This is a genomic window from Singulisphaera photorubra (assembly GCF_045290345.1).
In the GTDB taxonomy this organism is placed as follows: Bacteria; Planctomycetota; Planctomycetia; order Isosphaerales; family Isosphaeraceae; genus Singulisphaera.
The window spans coordinates 1,335,838-1,357,178 of the sequence record NZ_CP155447.1; the positions used below are offsets into that span (position 1 = coordinate 1,335,838).

General features: G+C 63.5%; 15 protein-coding genes. 6 read left to right on the forward strand and 9 right to left on the reverse strand.

What is annotated here, in order from left to right; all coding sequences use genetic code 11:
• Positions 1-17 precede the first annotated feature (17 nt).
• The 5 genes from V5E97_RS05060 (at position 18) to V5E97_RS05080 (ending at position 8,048) form a co-directional block, all read left to right on the forward strand.
• Positions 18-1,820, forward strand: coding sequence for an Hsp70 family protein (locus tag V5E97_RS05060; RefSeq protein ID WP_406698196.1), 1,803 nt, complete (start codon positions 18-20; stop codon positions 1,818-1,820).
• Entirely contained in the window at positions 1,817-2,167 is a 351-nt protein-coding gene (locus V5E97_RS05065; protein WP_406698197.1) for a hypothetical protein, read from the forward strand. Before V5E97_RS05060 ends, V5E97_RS05065 begins: the two co-directional genes overlap by 4 nt.
• Before the next feature lie 534 nt (positions 2,168-2,701).
• On the forward strand, positions 2,702-5,647 hold the full coding sequence (locus V5E97_RS05070) for a beta strand repeat-containing protein (RefSeq protein ID WP_406698198.1): 2,946 nt from the start codon (positions 2,702-2,704) through the stop codon (positions 5,645-5,647).
• 611 nt (positions 5,648-6,258) lie between these two features.
• Positions 6,259-6,834 carry an RNA polymerase sigma factor gene (locus V5E97_RS05075; RefSeq protein ID WP_406698199.1) on the forward strand — a complete coding sequence of 192 codons (576 nt, stop codon included), beginning with the start codon at positions 6,259-6,261 and terminating at the stop codon, positions 6,832-6,834.
• Positions 6,831-8,048: a LolA family protein gene (locus V5E97_RS05080; protein WP_406698200.1), complete on the forward strand. Its 1,218-nt coding sequence runs from the start codon at positions 6,831-6,833 to the stop codon at positions 8,046-8,048. Before V5E97_RS05075 ends, V5E97_RS05080 begins: the two co-directional genes overlap by 4 nt.
• Before the next feature lie 257 nt (positions 8,049-8,305).
• On the opposite strand, the gene V5E97_RS05085 is transcribed toward V5E97_RS05080, so the two are convergent.
• Positions 8,306-9,382 carry a DnaA/Hda family protein gene (locus V5E97_RS05085; RefSeq protein WP_406698201.1) on the reverse strand — a complete coding sequence of 359 codons (1,077 nt, stop codon included), beginning with the start codon at positions 9,380-9,382 and terminating at the stop codon, positions 8,306-8,308.
• A 276-nt stretch (positions 9,383-9,658) separates the two neighbouring features.
• On the opposite strand from V5E97_RS05085, the gene V5E97_RS05090 reads away from it, so the two are divergent.
• A complete protein-coding gene (locus tag V5E97_RS05090) occupies positions 9,659-12,172 on the forward strand; it encodes a sigma-70 family RNA polymerase sigma factor (RefSeq protein WP_406698202.1) in 2,514 nt (837 codons plus the stop codon).
• Positions 12,173-12,269: 97 nt separating this feature from the next.
• Here the strand turns inward: V5E97_RS05090 and V5E97_RS05095 are convergent, their stop codons facing one another.
• The 8 genes from V5E97_RS05095 to V5E97_RS05130 all read right to left on the reverse strand — a co-directional run bounded on the left by V5E97_RS05095 (position 12,270) and on the right by V5E97_RS05130 (position 20,984).
• Positions 12,270-13,172 (reverse strand): PDZ domain-containing protein, encoded by a 903-nt coding sequence (locus V5E97_RS05095; protein ID WP_406698203.1) that lies wholly within the window; start codon positions 13,170-13,172, stop codon positions 12,270-12,272.
• A 3-nt stretch (positions 13,173-13,175) separates the two neighbouring features.
• Complete coding sequence (locus V5E97_RS05100) at positions 13,176-14,051, reverse strand: PDZ domain-containing protein (protein ID WP_406698204.1); 876 nt, start codon at positions 14,049-14,051, stop codon at positions 13,176-13,178.
• A gap of 205 nt (positions 14,052-14,256) precedes the next feature.
• A complete protein-coding gene (locus V5E97_RS05105) occupies positions 14,257-14,577 on the reverse strand; it encodes a response regulator (protein ID WP_406698206.1) in 321 nt (106 codons plus the stop codon).
• A gap of 206 nt (positions 14,578-14,783) precedes the next feature.
• Positions 14,784-16,067 (reverse strand): FAD-dependent oxidoreductase, encoded by a 1,284-nt coding sequence (locus tag V5E97_RS05110; RefSeq protein ID WP_406698207.1) that lies wholly within the window; start codon positions 16,065-16,067, stop codon positions 14,784-14,786.
• Positions 16,068-16,261: 194 nt separating this feature from the next.
• Entirely contained in the window at positions 16,262-17,401 is a 1,140-nt protein-coding gene (locus V5E97_RS05115) for an SGNH/GDSL hydrolase family protein (RefSeq protein ID WP_406698208.1), read from the reverse strand.
• Between the two features lie 144 nt (positions 17,402-17,545).
• Positions 17,546-18,940: a hypothetical protein gene (locus V5E97_RS05120; RefSeq protein WP_406698209.1), complete on the reverse strand. Its 1,395-nt coding sequence runs from the start codon at positions 18,938-18,940 to the stop codon at positions 17,546-17,548.
• A 444-nt stretch (positions 18,941-19,384) separates the two neighbouring features.
• Positions 19,385-19,831 carry a peptidase associated/transthyretin-like domain-containing protein gene (locus V5E97_RS05125; RefSeq protein WP_406698210.1) on the reverse strand — a complete coding sequence of 149 codons (447 nt, stop codon included), beginning with the start codon at positions 19,829-19,831 and terminating at the stop codon, positions 19,385-19,387.
• 106 nt (positions 19,832-19,937) lie between these two features.
• Positions 19,938-20,984, reverse strand: coding sequence for a DUF1559 family PulG-like putative transporter (locus V5E97_RS05130; protein WP_406698211.1), 1,047 nt, complete (start codon positions 20,982-20,984; stop codon positions 19,938-19,940).
• Positions 20,985-21,341: the final 357 nt, after the last annotated feature.

Genomic DNA, 21,341 nt, shown 5'->3' on the forward strand with positions numbered 1-21,341 from the left:
AATCGAGAGACTTTCCCATGGATATGATCATCGGCATCGATCTCGGAACGACCAACAGCGAGGTCGCGGTCATCCGCGACGGCCGGCCGGTCGTGCTCGAAGAGGACGGCGATCCGATCCTCCCCTCGGTCGTCGGCCTGGATCCCCAGGGGCGATTGCTGGTCGGCAAGGCGGCCAGGAATCAGTCGATGCTCGCCCCGGAACGCACGGTCCGTTCGATCAAGCGCAAGATGGGCGAAGAAGTCACGGTCACGCTCGGCGATAAGATGTTCACTCCCCAGGAGATCTCCGCGATCATCCTGCGGACGCTCAAGCAGCGTGCGGAGACCGCACTCGGCCATCCGGTCAAAAAGGCGGTCATTACCGTCCCCGCCTTCTTCACCGAGGGCCAGCGCGAGGCGACCCGCGCGGCGGGCGAGCTGGCCGGTCTGGAAGTCGTCCGGATCATCAACGAGCCGACCGCCGCCGTACTGACCTACGACCCGCACCCGGCCGAGATGGAACGGCTGCTCGTCTACGACCTCGGCGGCGGCACGTTTGACGTCTCGATCGCCCAGGTCGAGCAAGGCGTCGTCGAGATCCTCGCCAGCCACGGCGATACCCACCTCGGCGGCGACGACTTCGACCAACGCCTGCTCGACTTCGTCTGCGACCGATTCCAGACCAAGCACGGCATCGACCTGAGAGAGTCGGCCGTCGCCAGGTCGAGACTGCTCCGCGCCGTGGAGGACGCCAAGAAGGCGCTCTCCTTCGAGGCGGTCACCACAATCGCCGAGGAGTTCATCGCCGAGAAGAACGGCGTTCCCTTGAACATGAACCTGGAAGTCAACCGGTATGAGTATGAAGAACTGATTGAGCCGCTCCTGGCCAAGACCCTGCTATGCCTGGACAAGGCGATGTCGGACGCCAAGCTCCAGGCCGACGAGATCCACAAGGTGTTACTGGTCGGTGGAGCCACCCGCACGCCGATGGTCCACCAACTCCTGAGCGAACGGCTGGGGCGGCCGGTCCATGCCGAGATCGAACCCGACCTCGCCGTGGCGATGGGGGCGGCCGTCCAGGGAGGCCTGATCGCGGGAGTCGACGTCGGCCCTGTCCTGGTCGACATCACTCCGCACACCCTGGGCATCGAAGCGCTCGGCGAATTGGACGGTTACATGTCCCGCCACTGCTTCTCGGCGATCATCGAGCGAAACACACCACTCCCCGCCTCGCGCACCGAGATTTACACGACGGCGGTCGACGGCCAGGAGGGCGCCTTGATCCGCGTCTTCCAAGGTGAGGACGAGGACACCCGATACAATACCCTGGTGGGCGAGTTCACCATCGAGGGGCTGGCCGACCTCCCCGCCGGCAATCAGATCCTCGTGCGGCTCGACCTCGACCTCAGCGGCATCCTCAAGGTGACCGCCTCCGAGCGCGCCACGGGCCTGGCCCGCCACGTCACCATCGACAACGCAACCGAGCGGTTCCGCCAGCGCCAGCGGACCGACGCCATCGACCGCCTCGAAGAGGTCTTCGGCACGGCCGAAAACCCGATCGAGATCGGGAATGGCGAGTCCTCCTCAACTCCCGCCGACGCTCTCGACGACCAGTCGGCGGAAAGACTCTCCCCCACGCTCCGCCAGGCGATCGAGTCGGCCACCACCCTGATCCTCAAGGCCGAAAAGATCGTGGCCGGAGCCAACCCCGAAGACGCGGCCGACCTCCTGGCCATGCTCGTCGACCTGCGAACGGCCATCGACAATCGCTCGGAAAAAGCCATCCGCACGATTTCCGACGAGGTCACGGATCTTGTCTTTTACCTAGAAGACCAATGACCTTCACCGCCACCCCCGTACCACCCATGGGTCAACCACCCGATCCGACGCCGACGGTCCGCTGCCCCACGTGCCGCCTCACCCAGGAGCGGTCCGACACCTGCCGGCGCTGCAAGTCCGACCTTCGCCTGCTGAACGAGGCGGCCGAGTCCGCGCGCCGGATCCGCCGGCGCTGCCTGAAGGCCCTCCGCGCCGGTCATCGGCGCGAGGCCTTCCGCCTCGCCACCCACTACCACGGATTCCATCCCACCGCCGACTCACGCCGCCTGATGGCACTCACCGCCTTCCTCTGCGGCGACTGGGCCAACGCCGTTGCCCTGGCCCACGACCTGCCCGAGGTCGAATGAGGTGGATCACCGTGTAGTCAATCACAGCATTTCTCAAATGCTCGTTTTTTGATCATCTCACGATCAATTTTTTAATGATGATCATCTCCACGCAGCTCACCTGAATGGGGGTGGGCTGAGCGGCTCCGCACGCTCCAGCACAAACGCCCAATGAGCTCGAATCTGGGAGCGCCTTCCCAACGACCAGATCGGGCACAGTGCGTCTGATGCCCTCGTGCCACCCCAAGAGGCCCCTCGGCTTTTCTGACTTTCGGGGTTTTGCGGACCGCATTCTGTCGATTTCGGGGATCACTCTTGCATTCTCGTTCTATGCTCGATTGCAAGGCGTGGCACAAAGGTCAATCCGAATCGATGCGGATGAGGTGAGACCCGGCACTCACTGGCAAGTTCTGGATCCAATTTCCTCCTGGCACAGGAACATTGGACCAGAGTCCAGCATGAAATCGGGAGACCTGACCGAGGTCGCGAAGGCTCCGATCAACGCAGATTCGGGGGGTCCCGAATTGCGCAGGTTCAAATAGAGAAGACACTCTCATGATGTCGATCCGTGATGCGATTCGTTTCAAATCCGCGTTCTCAAGCCGGATGAAGCGTTCGAAGCGGCGAGCTTCCGTGCATTCAAGGGTATGCGGCATCGAGGTGCTGGAAGATCGGCAGCTCCTGTCCACATTCACGGTGTCGAACCTCAACCAAGCGGGAGTTGGTTCCCTCCGCCGTGCGATCCTCGAGTCCAACGCGCAACCGGGTCCCGACAGCATTGATTTTCAGGTCAGCGGGACGATCCGCGTTGGCCGAACCTCGCTCCCCGCGATCACCGATACCGTGGCCCTCGACGGTTCCACGGCGCCTTCGTTTGCCGGTTCACCGGTCGTGACCGTGAATTTTCAAGGTACCAAAGGCCTCCGATTCGAGAACGGGGCCGATGGTTCGCTCCTCAAGTCGCTTTCCCTGGTGAAAGCCGGCGATGCGGGCGTCACGCTCCGCGCCTCGCGAGTGACCGTGGAAGGCAACTACATCGGCCTTCTTGCCGACGGAAAGACGGCCGCCGGCAACCGGGGAGACGGCATCCGGATCGATGCGTCGTCTCGCGATAATTTGATCGGGAACAGCGATCCGGTGACGAGCGTCAGCTATTACGACGCCTCCGCCGTGAGCATCCAGCCGGTCTCGGCCTGGCAGGGCATCCGACCTGCCGACACGAGCGACCAGTACCTGATGGTCGGGACGTCGGGGCTTAACGGGCTCCTGTACGAAGGACCGATCTCGGGCACCGGCGGCGCGAGTTACCTGGTCAACTACCCGGGGGCCACTTCCACGAGCGTCTACGGTCCCGACAACCTTCAGGGAGACCGTCTGCGGCTGGTGGGAAGCTACAAGACCGGCAACGACACCGTCCAAGGGTTCCTCTTCGAGGGAACGACTGCCGAGCTCTCGCAGAGCGGCAACTACCGGACGATCGACTATCCGGGCGCCAAGTTCACCTACGTCCACAGCACGATGGGTGGTCTTGCGGTCGGCAACGCCGACGGTCCGGTGGCGAACTTGCCCATTGGCACCGGGCATGCGTTCCTCTACGACGTCGCCCAGAACACGCTGCTGCCGGACATCGTCTATCCGGGCTCCACGAGCACCACGGCCTACGGTATCTGGCATAACGGCCTCACCAGCTACACGATCGTCGGCGGCTATTCCACCCTCCTCAACGCGAGTGGGGACGTCTCCAATGGCTTCATGGTCGATTACGACTCCGCGACCGGGAAATACACGAACTGGACCTCGTTCGCCTATCCGAACGGGCCGATCGGGCGGGACTTCATCACCCATTTCGAGGGCATCAGCAGCACCGAATCGGGCGTTTACACGCTGAACGCCGACTCGGTCCAGGCCGGCTCCGCCAATCCTGCGCAGGGCTCGTGGGTGACGGTCAGGCGCAATCCCGACCGTTCGTTTGGACCAGCGGTGTGGGTCGACCTCAACTATCCCGGCGTTGATCCGAGCATCAGCAGCAGCAATTCGGTCGCCGGCAACCAGGTGGTCGGGCTCGTGATCGGCGCCTCGGGTACCAGCTCGTTCCAGGCGACGGTCAACACCGGATTCCAGCTATCCAACGTCATCAGCGGCAACCGCGGCAACGGCATTGGGATCTACGGTTCGCACGATAACCAGATCGCCATGAATCAGATCGGTACGGATGCCACTGGCACCCTCCGACGGGGCAACGCCAAGAACGGAATCCTCGTCACGCAAGGCGCGGCAAGGAACCTGATCGGTGGCCAGGCGACCGGCGGAAACGACCCCACGGCGAATGTGTTCGTTCGCCCCCCCCAAGGCAATCTGATCTCGGGCAACCAAGGCAACGGTGTCCTGATCAACAAAGGTGCCACGCAAAACATCCTGAGCGGGAACTTCGTCGGCACCGATGCTTCGGGCAATGCCGCCCTGGGCAACCGGCTGGACGGCGTGGCGATCGAGAACGCCAACGGCAATCAGTTGATCGGCTGCACTCTCCAGCAGAGCCCGTTCGTGTTCTACAACGTGCTGAGCGGCAATGGTGGCAACGGTCTGCGGATCACCAACTCCAACGACACGACGGTCCAGGCCAACTTCATGGGCGTGGGGGCGAACAACGCCACGATCGTGGCCAATGGCGGCAATGGCCTCCTGGTTTCGGGGACGTCCAACAACACGCAGGTCGGCGGCGTGATCCCCTTGGGCAACGTGATCTCCGGTAACAATCGCAACGGCATCGAAGTTCGCGACAAGGCCAGCGGCTTCATCTCGTTCAACACCTTCGCCGGGATCTACGCCTTTGGAGACGCCGCGGCCAATCGCCTCAATGGAATCCTGATCACGTCCAGCGGCGGCAACAACCTGATCCGCACCTGCATCGTCTCGGGCAATCTCGGAAACGGGATCGAGCTTGGCGGCCAAGCCACTGGCGTACAGGTGATCGACACAGCCGTTGGGACGAACACCTCAATCCAGACGTCGATCCCGAATCAAGGCAGTGGCATCAAGATCTCAGGAAATGCCCACGGAAATGCCATCGGTGGATTCAAGCCGTCAGTCGAGCCCCAGGTGACGATCTCGTCAAATCGCCGTTACGGGATCGAGTTCACTGGCAAAGCCAACAACAACGAGGTTTTTCACACCTACATCGGAACAAACTTCAACGACACCGCCAACCTGGGCAACAACCTCGGGGGGATCTTGCTCGGAGCAGGCACGTCGTCCAACACCATTGGGGGCAGGGCAACCGCCTTGCAGAATAAGATTCTCAATAGTTTGGGCAATGGCGTGACCATCCAGTGCTCCCAAGGCAACGCCGTGTTGGGAAATGAGATTAGCACCAACCTGGGCTACGGCGTCTTCGCCTCTGGCTTCTGCTACGGCACCGTGGTAGCGGGTAACACGATCACGTCGAATGCCAAGGGAAACGTCAACCTGACGAATGCCGTCGGCGTTGAATTCATCCCCTGAAAAACGAGAACAATGGCACCGCTCGACGGAGCCTCCCTGCGGATCGTCCTCTCGACGTGACTCAGGACGAACGACGATTGCACACGACCCCCACATCGTCATGGCGAGCCGATGGCCCGTCCTGATGATGTGGGGGTGTTTGCGTCAACCCACTCGATCACTTCGAAACTCGTTCCCATGCAGAGCGTCGGAATGAGATCCCGGTATCCTTGCTACAGTCTCGGCAAATCCCATGATTTCCGGCCGTTCTGCGACACGACGGGTTTCTGCGTTTTCTTTTTTGCAATGATCCGCGACTGGGCGAGAATCTCGCTGGATTTCCGGCCCGGTCGAATCCAGAGCCGGGCCGGCCGTGCTACTGATCGCATTGAGGACCTTGATCTGCTACTCCAGATCCCTTCCGCGAACCAAGTTGGCCCGCGATTCGACCCCACGACAGGCCCTCGTTTCACGTTGTGATGCTCGATTTCGTCCTCAACGACTCCAACTTCCCCGATGCCCATTCCTGCTTCCGCCATTCGGCGCATCCTTTTTTCCCGTCGCTTGTAAGAAAACGCCCTCACCCGACGACTTCCATGTTAGATAACCGTGGCGGGTGAGGGATGAGACGAATGCCGGACTGGCAAGAGATCCTGGGCAGGGACGGCCCAGCCGTGTGGCGGACCGCTTACCGGCTGCTGGGCAATTCGGCTGATGCCGACGAATGCTTCCAGGAAGCGTTCCTCGACGCGTTGAAGCTCTCCCGACGCGTCGAAGTGAGGTGCTGGCGAGGTCTCCTTCAACGTATGGTCGCCGCCCGTGCGGTGGACCGGCTCCGCCGGAACCGCCGGCAGGGCGATTCCCAGCGGATGGCCGACTGGAACGCGGTCCGCGATTCCGGGCCGTCCCCCTTGCAAGCGGCTGAGAATGCCGAACTCACCGAGAGTCTCCGCGCCGCGCTCGCTCAGGTCGCTCCGAAACAGGCCGAGGTGTTCTGCCTCTACGGCCTGGAAGGGTGGAGCTATCAGGAGATCGCCCGGCACCTGACCATGTCGACCGATGCCGTCGGGGTGCTCCTCCACCGAGCGCGGAAGCGCCTGCGCCAACTGCTCCTGACCTCCGCACCCACGGACGCTCTGGGAAGAGAAGGAAACGATCCCGCGACGGGCAGGGGACCGTCGAACGCCCCCAAAAAGGAGTCCTCATGAGCACTCCCTCATCGAACCCCGACGACCTCCTCTCCCGCGCGGTGGATGCCATGCGACAGGTCCCTGTGCCCGAAGGGCCATCTGAGGAGGTGGTCTCGCGAACTCTCGCCGCGCTCATGGCGGCAGACCGGGTGGAAGCTCCCATTTTCCATTTCCGAAGGAGAAGGTTGATGATCGCGATGATGAAGATCGCTGCCGTGGTCGTGGTGGCTGCCGGGGGTTTGTCCTACCTCGGCGCTCCACCGTCGGGGGGAACGATGGTCGCCTTCGCAGCGACGGTGCAGACACTCCGTGAGGCACAGGGTTACTCGTTCCGCATGACGTTATCCGGCCCCGACCAAAAAAAGCTGGGGACGATGAAGACCTATTTCAAAGCCCCGGGAGTGAGCCGTAGCGAACAGGAAGGGGGGCAGGTCGTCATCAGCAACACGAGCCAAGGGAAGACCCTGATGCTCGACCCGAGTTCCAAGAGCGCACTGCTGATCGAGAGCAAACCACACGAAAAACCGAAGGAGAACTCCGGTGTCGGGTTAGTCGAATCGTTCCGGAAGCTCGAAGCTTCCGATGGCGTGCCGGCCGGCGAGAAGGAGATCGGCGGGGTCAAGGCACGGGGCTTCCGCGTCAAGAAGCTTCACGACGAGATGGTCTTCTGGATCGACCCGAACACGAAGCTGCCCCTCCTGGTCGAGACGACCTCGCAAGTCCAGGGCAAGGAGATTCGAACCACTCTCAGCGAGTTTGTGATCAATCCCGACGTCGATGAGGCCCTCTTCAGCACCGAGCCCCCTCCCGGCTACACCCTTCGCCGGACGGAGTCGGATGTGTTCGGAGGCGACCCGGAGAAGTTTCTCGACATCGAAGAGGCCGCCGTCCGCCTGCTCCGCCTCTACACCGAGAAGTCCGGCGGGACATTCCCGACAAAGCTTGACGACTTCAATATGTTCAATCAATTCTTCCCAAAGGACATCAAGAAGAGCGCACTCCCCGACCCCGAGAGGCTCCGTACCGTCCAGACCATTCTCCGGTTTATGATGGCGACCCGCGAATTGAAAGAGGGCTTCGGTTACAAGCCTGACGGTGTCAAGCTCGGCGACGCCGACACGATCATCCTCTGGTACAAACCCAAAGGAGCCAACCTCCACCGCGCAATCTACGGCGACCTACACGGGGCCGACGTGACCGCGAACAAGCTTCCCGAACCGCAGAAGCCATAAGCATCCCAAGATAAAGGGAAGGGGGGGGTTGGGTGGCTGAGGCTCGCCCAACCCCTCGCTCCGCTTCGGGCGAAGGTATGAGATTCACCCCGCGGTCTGCTCAGGCGAGTGGGAAACGAAAGCCCATCGGCTCAAAACCGCGGCAAGAAGCCGGAGCCTATATCATATCATGTCCATTCCTATCGTCGAGAATGGGCCAGGCCATCCGCCACCGGGCCGAGCGACTGAAAACCACCGTGGAGAGTTCGGCAGACGCTTCAGGCGGAGGGCGTTCCGCCGCCGGTATCGCCCTGGCTCCAGCGCCGGGCGAGCGTGACGGTGGCCGACGCCAGGGCAGGGTCGGCGGCGAGGCGGGCGGCGGCGGCCTTGCAGGCGTGGCGGACGGTCGCGGAGTCGCGGCCGCCGAAATAGGTGCCGATGGCCTGGAAGCTCAGGCTGGTCAAGCTTCGCGCCAGATGCATCGCCAGGTGCCTCGGCTCGGCAATTGTCTTGCGGCGGGTGCTCGAGCGGAGGTCGCGAAGCGAGACCCCGAACTTCGCCGCGACGGCGCGAGCGATCTGGTCGATCGTCAGGGCCGGGTCGGTGGCTTCGCCGTCGACCAAGGGAGTGACGAGTCGACGGTCGAGAGGCTTGCGCTCGACGCGGGACTCGAGGGCAAGTTTGGCAAGCCAGCCGTCGAGGGTCCGATAGCCGTCGGCCGCCTCGGCCAGCGAGTCGACCGCCTCGGCCAGAAGATTGATCTTGCGGGCCCGGGCGCGGTCGAGCAAGTACCGCCGGCGCGAGGCCAGGCCCGGGGGATCGACCCGAACGGCCAGGCCCCCGACCAGCCGGTTGACCAGGCGTGGGGGCCAACCGGACCACTGACCCGGCCCCACCCGCGCAGAGACGGCCACGCTCGCCCCCGCCTCGTCGAGAGCGTCGAGCGTGTGGGTCAATTCCGTCAACGCCAAAGGAGCGCGCTCCAGCGTGTGCAGGTCTTCAAGCACGAACAGATCGAGTCCTCGGAACCGGCTGCGGAGCTCGACCCAGCCCCCATTTTGCCCGGCCGCCTCAGCGCAGGCCGCGGCGAACGCCTCGGCCTCCATATGCGCGACCGCCGATTCCGGATGCCGAAGTAGCCGCTCCGACACCAGACCGGTCAGCAGCCTCGACTTGCCAACTCCCGCCGGTCCGTGCAAAACCAAAGGCGAAAGGCCCGGGCCATCGCCTCGCGCCAAAGCCAGCACGCTCGCGTGCGCCAGATCGTTCTCAGGGCCGGTCAGAAATCCGTCCCAAGGGTGAGGGGGGACCGTCTCCGCCGGAACCAGGCCGCTCCGCAAGGACGAGAAGTCCATCCTTTGGCCTCCCGCCATCGACCTTTGAATTGAGCTCGAGAAGACCGCGATGACAGTCCTAACACGCCAGGACCGAGGCGCGAAGGTCAACCCGAGACGGTCGGGATTCCCAAAGAGCGGAGAGTTGCCCCCGAACGGCGAGAGCGGCCAAAATCAAAGGGCGATCCTGGACCCACCTGATTTCTTGCCAAGAATCTTTTGCCGTCTCGCCAGCGCCGGCTCTCTCAATTGGTGGGGCCTCATTCGAACCAAAGACAAAGAAGACGAGGAGGCGCAATGCCGACGGCATCGGGGTCGGGGACACTCGGGCAGATCCAACGCCTGCTCGAGGAGGGGACGTTCACGGGCGTATCCGACGCCCGCTTGCTCGAACGGTTTGTCACCCGCCGCGACGAGGCCGCGTTCACCGCGCTGGTGGAACGGCACGGCGCGATGGTCCGGAACACCTGCCGGGCCGTGTTGAAGGATCCGAGTGCGGCCGACGACGCGTTCCAGGCGACGTTCGTGCTCCTCTTTCGCAAGGGGGGATCGATCCAAGGCTGCGAGGCACTCGGAGGCTGGCTGCACCGGGTCGCCTACCGGGTCGCGCTCCAGGCCGGGGCCGCCGCCGCCCGCCGCCGCGACGTCGAGAGCGCCGCGGGCGGTTTGCGGGTCGCCGAGAGCCCGGCGCCCGACGACCTCGGAGGATTGCTTCACGAGGAGATCGAGCGACTTCCCGAGCGGCTCCGTCTGCCGTTGGTCCTCTGCGACCTCGAGGGGATGACCCGCGACCAGGCCGCCGAGCGGCTCGGCTGGTCCGAAGGGGCGCTCCGCGGTCGCTTGGCCAAGGGGCGTCAGTTGCTCCGGAACCGGCTGACGCGGCGGGGGATCACCCTCGCCGTTCCGCTTGCACCTCCAGGCGCCGTCCCGAAACCGCTGGTCACGACCACCGTCCAAGCCGTGGCCGGCGGCGCGTCGGGCGCGGCCGCGGCCCTCGTCAAGGCGTTCTCGCGCGGCTGGATCCTGACCCGGCTCAAGGTCGCGGGGGCGGCCGTGCTGGTCCTCGGGACCACGCTGGCCGCAATGAGCTATGAGTCGGATCCGATCGACCCGGACCAGCCGATTAAAGAGCAGGAGGCTTCGGCCCGGCAAGTTCCCAAAGCGCCCGTGGTCCCAACCAACGAGCCGACGGACCACGTCGTGGGACGGATCGTCGACCTCGAAGGGCGTCCGGTCGCCGGCGCGATGGTCAACGTCAAATGGTTATACACCCCCCCCGACGGTAAGCTCGATGCCTGGATCGACACGATCAAGCGTTTGGGCAAGGAGCCATACGGGCTGAACCTCAACCACACACGCGAGCGGTTCTCAGCCAGCACCGGACGCGACGGCCGGTTCCGGATCGACGCAATGCCCCGCGACCGCATCGCCGTGGCCTCGATCGCCGGACCGGGGATCGAGACGACCGAGGTGTATATCCTGACCCGCGACGTCCCCACGATCCGCACCAAGGACCCACAGTTGGTCGATGGCCGGGCGATCATCTACTACGGTGCCCGGTTCGACCACGCCGCCGCCCCGGCGCGACCGATCGTCGGCACCATCCGCGACCAGGACACCGGCGCTCCCATCCCCGGAGTCCACATCACCGGGATGCCGATTCTCAGCGGGAGCCTGATCCCGACGCACGATGTCGAGGCGACCTCGGACGCCCAGGGACGATACCAGATCCAAGGCCTGTCCCTCTCGCGCGGGATCAGGCTCTTCACCGAGGCTCCGATCGGCCAGCCTTATGTGAACTGCACGTTCGACTCCCCGGCCGTCGAGCCCAAGCCCGGCCCGTTCACCTTCGATCTGGCCCTGAAACGCGGGATCCTCGTGCGCGGGCGGCTGACCGACAAGGCCACGGGACGGCCCCTCGAAGGCAAAGTCATCTACCACGCCTTTCGGGATAACGCGTACCTGGGCGAGTTTCCGAACTCCCAGCAGAATACCCAGGTCAATCGGGTCCCCATCTCGGGGAGTGACGGCCGGTTCACGATCGCGGCGCTGCCGGGTCGCGGCCTCATCGCGGCACGGGCGAATGAAGAGCGATACCTCCACGGTCTCGGTATCGACTCGATCAAAGGCTTCGATCGAGCTCTCAGAGCCTTCAACACCTATCCCTACTATTTCATACCGAGCGACCAGCACGTCATTGCGGAGATCAACTCAGCACCCGGGAAGGACGTCGTCGACCTCAATCTCGAGGCCGATCCGGGCCGGACGGTCACGGGCACGATGGTCGATCCCGACGGCCAGCCCCTCCTCTTCGGAAACGGAGTCGAGGTCCGCACCCTCGACGTCTTCCAGAACCCGCAACAAACCCCGGGGAACCCGACCTTCGTGGTCACCGGACTGCCCTCGGGCCGTTACCGGCTCGACTTCATCCATCGCGGCCGCAAACTCGCCGGCTCGCTCGCCCTGCGCGGTGACGAGACGGACCCACTCACCGCGCAACTTCAACCCTGGGGCACCGTGATCGGCCGGGTCGTCGACGAGGAAGGGAAGCCCCGGACCGACGTGGAGATCTTCAGCACAACCCGCGAGCGTCCCGACCCCGAGGCCGGCGACCTTGTTGAGAAACCGACGGTCGACGGCGAGGGGCGTTTCCGCATCGAGGGCCTCGTCCCGGGCGTGAAATACGACGCCCTCGGAAGCGCCCCCAAGAAGGCGACCGGACCGATTCTGAAAAGCGTGCAGGTCGAGCCAGGCGAGGTGAAAGACCTCGGAGACGTCGTGCTCCCGACGTGGAAGAAGGATCAGAATTAGAGCGGCTTCCCCTGAGAGTGACAGTTCACCCTCAGGGGCAGAACCCTGGTGGGCCGTGCCCATCCGACAAAACCGATGGGCCGCGCACGCTCTTCGCTTAAAGGCCCGCCACGGGTTTGACCGTCAGGGTCAGTTCCTTGCCGTCACGGAGCACGACCACGGGCGCTTCGCGGCCGGCGGGGACGCCCGCGGCGGCAGCGTAGGCGTCGGTGATCGAGGTGGTCCAGCGGCCGTCGAGGGTGGTCAGAACGTCGCCCGGCTTCAGGCCGGCGGTCGCGGCGGGTGAGTCGGCGACAACCGACATGATCGGCACGCCGGATGAGTTCAAACCGTCGACCGGATCTCCGACGCTTAGTCCCCAGAGACCGCCGGGGGCGAGAGTCCGGTGGCGGGCGACTCGGGGGCCGGCCAGGCGGTCGGGAAGGTCCTTCATGAGGTTCCGCACCGGACCGTCAACCGGCTCGAACGTCATCTTCCGCGCCTGGTAGTCAATCGTCGTCCGATAGCGCGCGAAGAACGTGTAGCCGATGATCCCGTCGAGCGGACGGTCGAGCATATCCCCCATCGCCTTCAAGAGCGGGTGGTCGAGAACGATCACGGGAACGTCCTCGGCCGTCATCTCACCCATCTCGAGCTTCTTGACTTCCGACTCCCCTCGGATCGAAAACAGAAACGATCGGGGCGCATCGGCCTTGATCGTACCCGACTCGAGCGACGCCTTGTTGGTCAGCAAGGTGATCGGCGCTCCGACGTCGAAGATCAGGTCGAACGGGCCTTTGCCGTTGAGCTTGGCCCGGACCACCATGTGGTTGGTCGCGAGCATCTCAAACGGAACCGTCCCTTTCTTCCCTTGATCCTTCGTCTTCTCCTTCTCCGCCTGCGCGGTCGGTGCCGGAGCCTGGGCCGATGCCGAGGCCGGGCCGCCGAACGCCACGAGTCCGGCCAGCGTAGCCGTGAGAATGGTCCGATGAGACAAGGCCGATTTCATCAACGTGATCATTGGTCAGAATCCCTCCCCGGCGGTCAGAGTCAGCTCTTGGGTCGCCGGACCGCGCCGGACTGACAGGGGGACGCGGTCACCGGGCTTGACCTCGGCGAACGCGTCGAGGGCGGCCTTCAGGCTCTTGACGTTGCGGTTGAGCAGTCGGACGACGTGATCGCCCGCCTGAACGCCCGCCTTCGCCGCCGGGGTATCGGCCAGGACACGGTCCACGCGCACGCCGTTGTCGGCGGCCTCGGCCAGTTCCAGGCCAAGGAAACCGCGCGGGTGAAGTTCCTCTTCAGGCTGCTTGCCCACCAGGGCGGCGGCGAACTTGGCGACCGGGCCCAGGAGGTTCATCGCCTGCATCTCGGCCGGCGGCCCATCTCCCGGCCGGCGGTCGGGGGCAGGGGGGTCTCTCGGCTCGAAGGCGAGCCGGGTCCAGGTCATCCGGTCCCGGGTCGGGTCGAGCTCGAGCCGGAACCGGGCCAAAACGGTGAACCCGAGGATGCCGTCGATCGACGCGCCGGGCAATCCCAGGGCATTCATACCGACCAGTTGGAACGGGTCTTCCACCCGCGCCTTGAGGTCGGTCAAACTGGCTCCCCCCTCGAAGTCGATGCGCTCCACGGGAGTCCAGAAGGCGTCTTTTGCAGGCTCCAGACCAATTTTCTTGGCCGTCTCGGTCGACACGTAGAGCGCGGGAGCCCCGGTGTCGACCAGAAAGTTGAACGGTCCTTTGCCGTTGATCCGGACCCGGACCAGAAAGTGATTCGTGTCGGTGAGGCGGTAGGGCACCTGGAACGACTCGCCGACTTGCCGGTCCCGCTTTGCGTCGGGAGCCGGGGCCAGAGCCGCCAGGGCCAGCAACAGACCGAGTCGTGAGAGCCGTCGATTCATGGGAGCAGGTCGCCTTCGATGCCCAATTCTCAGCTGTAAACCGAACGCGATCGTACCATCTCAGTCTATACGGCGACCAGTCGCCCGGAAACGGCAGCCGGTCGAAACCGACGCGGCCCCGCCGCGCGCAGCGGCTCGGTTCTCCCTCCAAATCCCCGAGCGGGAACCCCAGGGAACAGGGAGAAAAGGCCAGCCAGACAGCCCCTCAGTCCGATCGTCGCAGGTGAGGCCGACCGGCGGAATCAGGTTCGTCCCGGCCCGCGGAGCGAGTCAATTTGCAGGCCTCGAGCAGCTTCTCGAAACTGATGGGCTTCGGGATCATCAGGTCGGGCTGCAACGGTTGCAGGCTGGCGATCCGCTCCGAGTCGAGCCCGGCCGAAATCACGGCCACATGAGACGGAATCCCGGCCGCTCGCACGTGCCGCAAAACGTCCTCGCCATCACCATCGGAAAGCCAGAGGTCAAGAAGAATCCAATCGGGCGGAGGATCAAGGTTCTCCAGGGCCGAGGCCACGGTCCTGGACAACGTAACCTCCCACCCAAACGCCTGGAATTGAGCCCGCAGCATAACCCATCGCCAGGCTGTCCTCAACAATCAAAACATGGCCTTCACCTGCGGTCATGATGCATACCTAGCGTGCATGCAAACAGTTAAATTTCAAAGCGCTGGTCACATTCCAAAAGAAATCTTATCACGCAAATCCAGGGCCAAGAACCGGGCCGCTCGATTGATTACCGCCTGGGGCTCTCCTCGACACGGACCCGGCGGGCCCCGAATGCGATCATGCGGGCCGGGAAGTCGCGGAGGACCGGCAGCCGAAGCACGATTCGGAGCAGGAGGGGGAGGCGGAACGACTTCCCTGGCTGAAGGGCCTGGGCGACGATCAACTTCTGCATTCGTTCCTGGACCCCTTGGATGACCCGAACGGGCCACTCACGGCTCGTCTGGACGGCCGCCAGATCCCGTTCCTGGAGCGGACCTCCCTGGAGCGGCTCGGCGAGCAGATTCGCCGCCACCACGGCGTCCTGAATGGCCACGTTGATCCCGACGCCTCCCACGGGAGACATGACGTGGGCCGCGTCGCCAATCAACAAGAGCCCGGGCTCGTGCCACCGCCTGAGTCGGCTCGACTCGACCGAGAGTACCGAGACCTGCTTCCAATCGGTCAACAGTCCGACCCGGTCCGCCAACCACGGCACCAACTCCGCGAACGAACGTTGCAGCGCCTCCAGACCGCTCTCCCGGAGCTGCTGGAAACTCCCTTTGAGAATCACGTACCCCACCTGCCACTCCTCAGCACGCTCCAACACGACCGCCAAGTGGCCGGCGTGGATGGCAAGCGCGCCTAGGTCGCGGGGGTCGTCCGGCCGGCGTGGCAAGCGGAACCAGGCGACGTCCATCGGCGGTGCTGACTTGACCGGCTCCAGCCCGGCCAGGCTGCGAATCTTGGAGAAGCGGCCGTCGGCCGCCACCGTGAGCGCGGCCCGCACTTCGTGCCAGCCGTTGTCTTGACCGCGATAGCGGACCCCACGGACAACGCCATCCTCCTGGACGAGCCGCTGCACATTGGCTCCCATGACGAGACCGAAGCTGGGAAAGCGTCGCGCCTCTTCGACGAGGAACTCGAGAAACTGCGCCTGGGGAAGCGTCGCGATATACGGATACTTTGTCTTGAGCCGGCCGATGTCCGCCAGAGTGACGTCCCCGGTCGGAGTCGTCACCTTCAAGCCACGGATCTGGCCGTGTGGGATCGTCTCCAGCATGCGGGCGGCCAGGCCCAACTGGTCGAGGACTTCCAGCGTCGAGGGCTGGATCGTGTCGCCCCGGAAGTCGCGATCAAAATCCTTGTGCGACTCGAGCACCACGACCGGTACCCCCCGCCGCGCCAGCAAGAGTCCCAGCATCACCCCCGCTGGACCACCGCCGACGATGCAGCAGGTCGTCTCCCGGACGTCGCGCACCTCGTCCCCCAGCAATGCGGCGGCGGGTTCCACGGTATTTGCATCCGTCGGCATATCGATTCCTCGGAACCCAATCTCGCCGGCCCTGGGCCTCGCGTGGGTTGACTTTGGCTTGCTGGCCACCACAAAGTCCAGGCCAACGGCGTTCTTGAGGAGCCTCGAGTCCACCCGTCTATTCTAGGTCATCCTCCCGGAAACTCGAGCAACGGGTCGGAAATCACGTTGAAAGGCTGACTCCAAGCCGAAAATCAATCCGGCAAACTCGGGACCGGCGACCCGCCGGGGCTCCCCTTTCGGTTGCGAAGCTGGCTCAGCAGAGGGTGCTGCCAGAGCGCTTCGTCGAGCCGCCGGGCGAGCAGGGCATGGCCCCTGTCGTTGGGATGGTAGTCGTCAGCGCGGGCCGTCAAGGTCGCCGGATCGATTCCATCGAAGGCGTCAGAGATGTCGATCACCGCCGAGAATCCGGCGTCTCGGGCCATCGCGAGCAGCCGTTCATGATCCGCCGCGTCCACCGTCCGGCCCACTCGGGGGATCACGGCCAAGATGGACGGCACCCCCCGGGACGAACACCCTTCGGCAATCGCACGATACGCCGAGGCGGTGAGTTCCCAGGTATAAGGCCGCAGGGCTCGCTCGTAAGTCTGGCCCGTCTCGCCCGGCATCACACCACTCGCCGACAAAATATCGACATACAATGGCGAGTCCCAGCCGATCCCGCGGGGCAGAAGCTCGCGGAGCCGGCGCACCGCCCAGCCCACATCGGCCTGGGTCGCCTCGAAGAGGACCAGGTCCGGCTCCGTCACCCAGCCCACCTGTGTGAAGTGATACCAGCGCTGGCCAGGGCTGCGGCCCGGCACGGCGAAATTGAGGATTTCGATGCCTGGACCACCCGCCTGGCGCGACCGCTCATCGAACCAACGCTCGAGTGTCGGTTCAAACCCGAGGTCATCGCCGACCCCCCAACCGGCCGCAATCGAGTCCCCCATCAGCCCGATCCGAATCGTGTTCGCCGGCTTGGCCACGGGATAAGGACGGTCGCGCATCCCCAGGTCGTTGGTGCTCCAACTCACCCCAACCGGCTGCCTGACCGACAGGCTCGGCTTCAGCACAAACTCGCGCAAGTCGTCCACACTCTGACAGACCTGGCTCGGACCAGCCCCCTGCCGTGGCCCCGCGGCCGATCCGCCCAGCTTCCGTCCCGCGTCGAGAATCTGCTCGTAATAGCCCCGCTCCATCTGGTCGTAGTCGGCACGGCTCATCAGGTCGCAGCGCAACGTCTCGCGAACCCGCCCCGGCGTCCCCAACGCCAGTTGACGCGGCACCAATCCCCAAACGAGGATCGCCGCCGTCGCCAAGAACTGCACGGTCTGCGACGAGCAACGGATCATGAGACAATCACCTCTCAAACAAATTATCTTCGAAAAGGGTGGGCACCGACCACCCTCCTTTTGATATTCGCGGCTTTACCCTACGAGATACGAAATGGCGAGTCCCAACCTAACCAACGAACATTTCTCAAAATCCCTTTGCCTTCAAATTCCGGTCCCGCGACGCATCAGGTCCACCCACGACTCGATGGTCGGGCTCGACCAGAGCGACCAGAGCAACGCGATCGTCGTGAACGTGGCCGCGACCTTCGCCCCACGCACCAGATGGCCCAGCACGGTCATCGGACCCTTGCCCGCACAATTGCGGACCCGCGACCGCCGGGCGTCCAGCTGCACGTTGACCAACACCAACGCCCCCAGGATCCCCCAGAACAGGGCATCCGGACCGCTGATTCCCCACGAACCCCGCAGCCAGAACGATTGATACGCGTGCAACGCCCAGGTCGCCACGAACACCACCACCGTCGCGATCGCCAACGCCGCCGGCTGCGGCCAGCGCTTCAGCCGGAACACCACCGGGTTGAACACCAGGCGGACCATGAAGTCTTTCCAGTAAATGTTGATCCGACGCCAGTAGTCGGTGAAACCGGTCGCCAGCAAGTAGTGGTGATGCGTGGGCGGAAGCTGGAACCCGAACAGGTGAAGCATCCCGCAGGCCATGTGGAACTGGCCCGAGACCCGGAGATAGAGCAGGTAGTTGCAGACCAGGTACCGCGTCAGGGTGGCGACGCCGTGGACCTCTTCAGCCGGGATCAGCCACTCGTGGTAGACCAGGCGGTAGAGAAGGAGGTGAATCGTGCCGTCGAAGATCATCTGGAGTCCGGCACGCTGGGTGGTGTGGATCTCCTTGGAAAAATAGCCGCGGTGCAAGGTGCGGTAGTCGACCACCGGAAAGTGAAGGAAGCAGTAGTTGGGCAAGAGGAAGAAGTAGCTGAGCGTATCGACAACCGTCTCGGGGGCCTTGGCGTGCTTCAGTTCATAGAGATAGATCAGGATCCGGAACATGAACATGGTGGCCAGGACCGGCCAGACGCTCTCGGGGACCGCCGCGGCCAGGCTCTCAGGGCGGATCCGGGCAATGGCGACGGCCACGACCGCGAGCGTCGTGGCGCGAGTCCACCAGGGGATCGGAAGGCGGCAGACGCCGATCAGCAACAGCGCCAGGGCCACGACGTAAGTGGCGGCCAGGGGGCCGAAGACGAGGGCGAGGCCGGCGATCGAGACGGCGACGAAGAGCGGCTTCTTCCAGCGATAAGGGAGCAGGTAGTGAACGGGGAGGGCGACCAAGGAGAGGGCGACGAGGAGTTGGAACGCCCGTCCCTCGACACGAAAGACCCTGAACACCGCCAGAAAGAGGCCAAGATGGGCGAGGATCGGCAGGAACTGCCGAAAGTCGCGCCGGCAGACCTCCGGCTCACCGGGATAGAGCCCGGGCCGAGCTTGCTCGGCGGGGGCCGGATTGGCCCCTGGTTCCGGTACGGTGTACTGGCGATGAGGTGCAGACCGCGAGGCGGTCGCTTGTTGTGTGTCAGGCCGCATGGGCCAGTCCCCTTCATTGAGATCCATGAGACGAAACCGACCGCAATCGCTGTGGGTAGCGACCGCGTTCGGCCCCTCGTTTCCGCGAGTGGAAGCTGCGATCTCAAAAGGGGGCCACATCAATGTCGAGCGACAGACGAAGCCGAGCGTTGTCGACTCGGTTCCGTGGGTGTCTCTCTGCGAACTTGGCCGGGAGCCTTGCATTCTTACTCATAATCATGCGGTCATGAGTTAGTGCTCGCGACCCTGCGTCATTCTCCGAATTTCATAAAACCTGTCAACCCAATTCGGCGGCTGCACGCCGATGCGACCTGTTCGGGAAGTTCATGGCCCATCCGGAAATACGTCGCGTCAGAACGAGAGGATGGCCTGGTGCGTGAAGCCGAAACGAACGCACCAGGCGGATGGGGCCCGTTCAGGAACGCTTCGTAGGCGAGAGACGTTTCAGTCCGTCAGATCGAAGTCGAATTTATTCGACCCACTCTTGACTGTGGCCTTCAGGCCTGAGGTCTCCGGCTTCTCGTACTTCGTGGGGCTGAGAATCTTGGGCGGGATTTTCTTCTTGGGGATGTAGTCGAGAATCGGCTCGTCATGTGCGTAGATCGTCACATTGTACTCGCCTAGCAACGCGCCATCGCCGGGATTCTCGGTTTGAAGGGTGTAGTTCCCGTTCTCATCGAGTTGTCCGGTCGCATTCCGCCCGGTCGGTGATATTGCCGCGAAGGTGACCGATCCCTTGGGGACCGGCTTCGACTGGTAGGTCACTCGACCAGAGACCGGAGCCATTCCCGGCCCCGTGGTCCCGCAGGCAAGCGGCGCCAGTGGCACGCAGGCCATGACCAGAAGGCAGACCTGATGCCTGGCGCCCGGCTTGGTAATTACCCGTTTCAAGTTGAGTCCTCCTCAAGAGGCGATCACATAATTAGAACATAAACTGAGCCGCACCGGAGTGCTCTGGATGCGGCTCGGATTCGGCCGGAATGAGGAGATCGCCTTCTCAGTACGAGTCGGACGAAATGATTTCACCTCCTGACCGCGTGCTCAAGGCCTGGTAGGTCGGCATGCTGATCGAAGACTTGACGAACTTCACCGAGCCGTCGCACATCGCGAAATTTCCTCCGCTGGGGTGCATGCTCCGGAAGCTGTACCAGGCTGGCCAGTTCCCCACATCGCTCGCCCCGGTGGCGACCACGGTGCTACCGGCTCCGGCGATAGAACGGCCAGGCGCCAAGTAATTCAAGGGAATCGCGGTCGAGCCAACGCTCTGGTTCGCCTCGACCCAGGCGTTCCACAAGGTCACCTTCATGATCTGCTCGCCGGCCATGAAGGTGTTCGAGGTCCCATCAGTAATCTGCCCGAACGGAACGCCAGGGCACTCCCGCCAGAAGATGCCGCTGCCGGTGGGAGGGGGCGGGGGAACCGTCGCCTGGCCGCCTGCCGGATCACCCAATTGCGAACCGCGGCAAAGGTACCCCTGGGCCGCGCAGAGCTGGACCGCATTGGCGGGCGGGTTGCAGGCCAGGCAGTTGTCTCCGACGTTGCCCACATACGACGTCCCCGCCGCCAGGCTCGACCCGATCTCGTCGGCATTCGTCGTATCGATCGCCGGACTGGGGTCGGACGGGCAAATCAGCGTGCTAAGCACGCTCTGCCGAACCGTCGAATTCTGATGCCCCAGGGCGGCCGTCGACGCCCAGCCCACGTTGTTCGCACCCCACATGAAACTGAAATTGACCGCATTGAAGAGCGACTGCTGCTCCATCTGGGGCAAAAGGAACACGATCCAACTCGCGTTATTCCAAACGTAGCTTGCCGTCGAGTACTGCGGATGCAGGTAGAGGTTGGCCGGCAGAATGTTCTGAGCACTGTGATAGTTGTGCGCAGCCATGGCCAACTGCTTCAGATTGTTGACGCACTGGGCGCGGCGAGCGGCCTCGCGAGCAGCCTGAACAGCCGGCAAAAGCAACGCGATCAACACCGCGATAATAGCGATGACGACCAAGAGCTCGATCAGCGTGAATCCGCGGCGAGAAGGCAATCTCATGAAAACCTCCCAAGACAAAAAGAGGAAATAGAAACATGAGCCTCCAGCGCGATCCCCTTGCTCTCGCTAAAGTGCAAGCATGCAGCATTAAACTATCCAATGATGCATGAATGACATGGCGGACTGGGCCGGACTGAGCATCCTCCGAACCAGAAGGTCAATTTAGCATACGCGGCGCAGTTAGAAAGTCCTTTATTCCGATTTATCAATGGACTCGACGCCCAATCAATTCGTATTTGGCTTATATTTAACGCACTCAATTACCCAATATTTCATTTATCAGAATTTTCATTCATTCCATTTAACCGATCCATTTCCCATGGTAATTCTAGGCTTGTGATGCGGAGATCCCGCCTT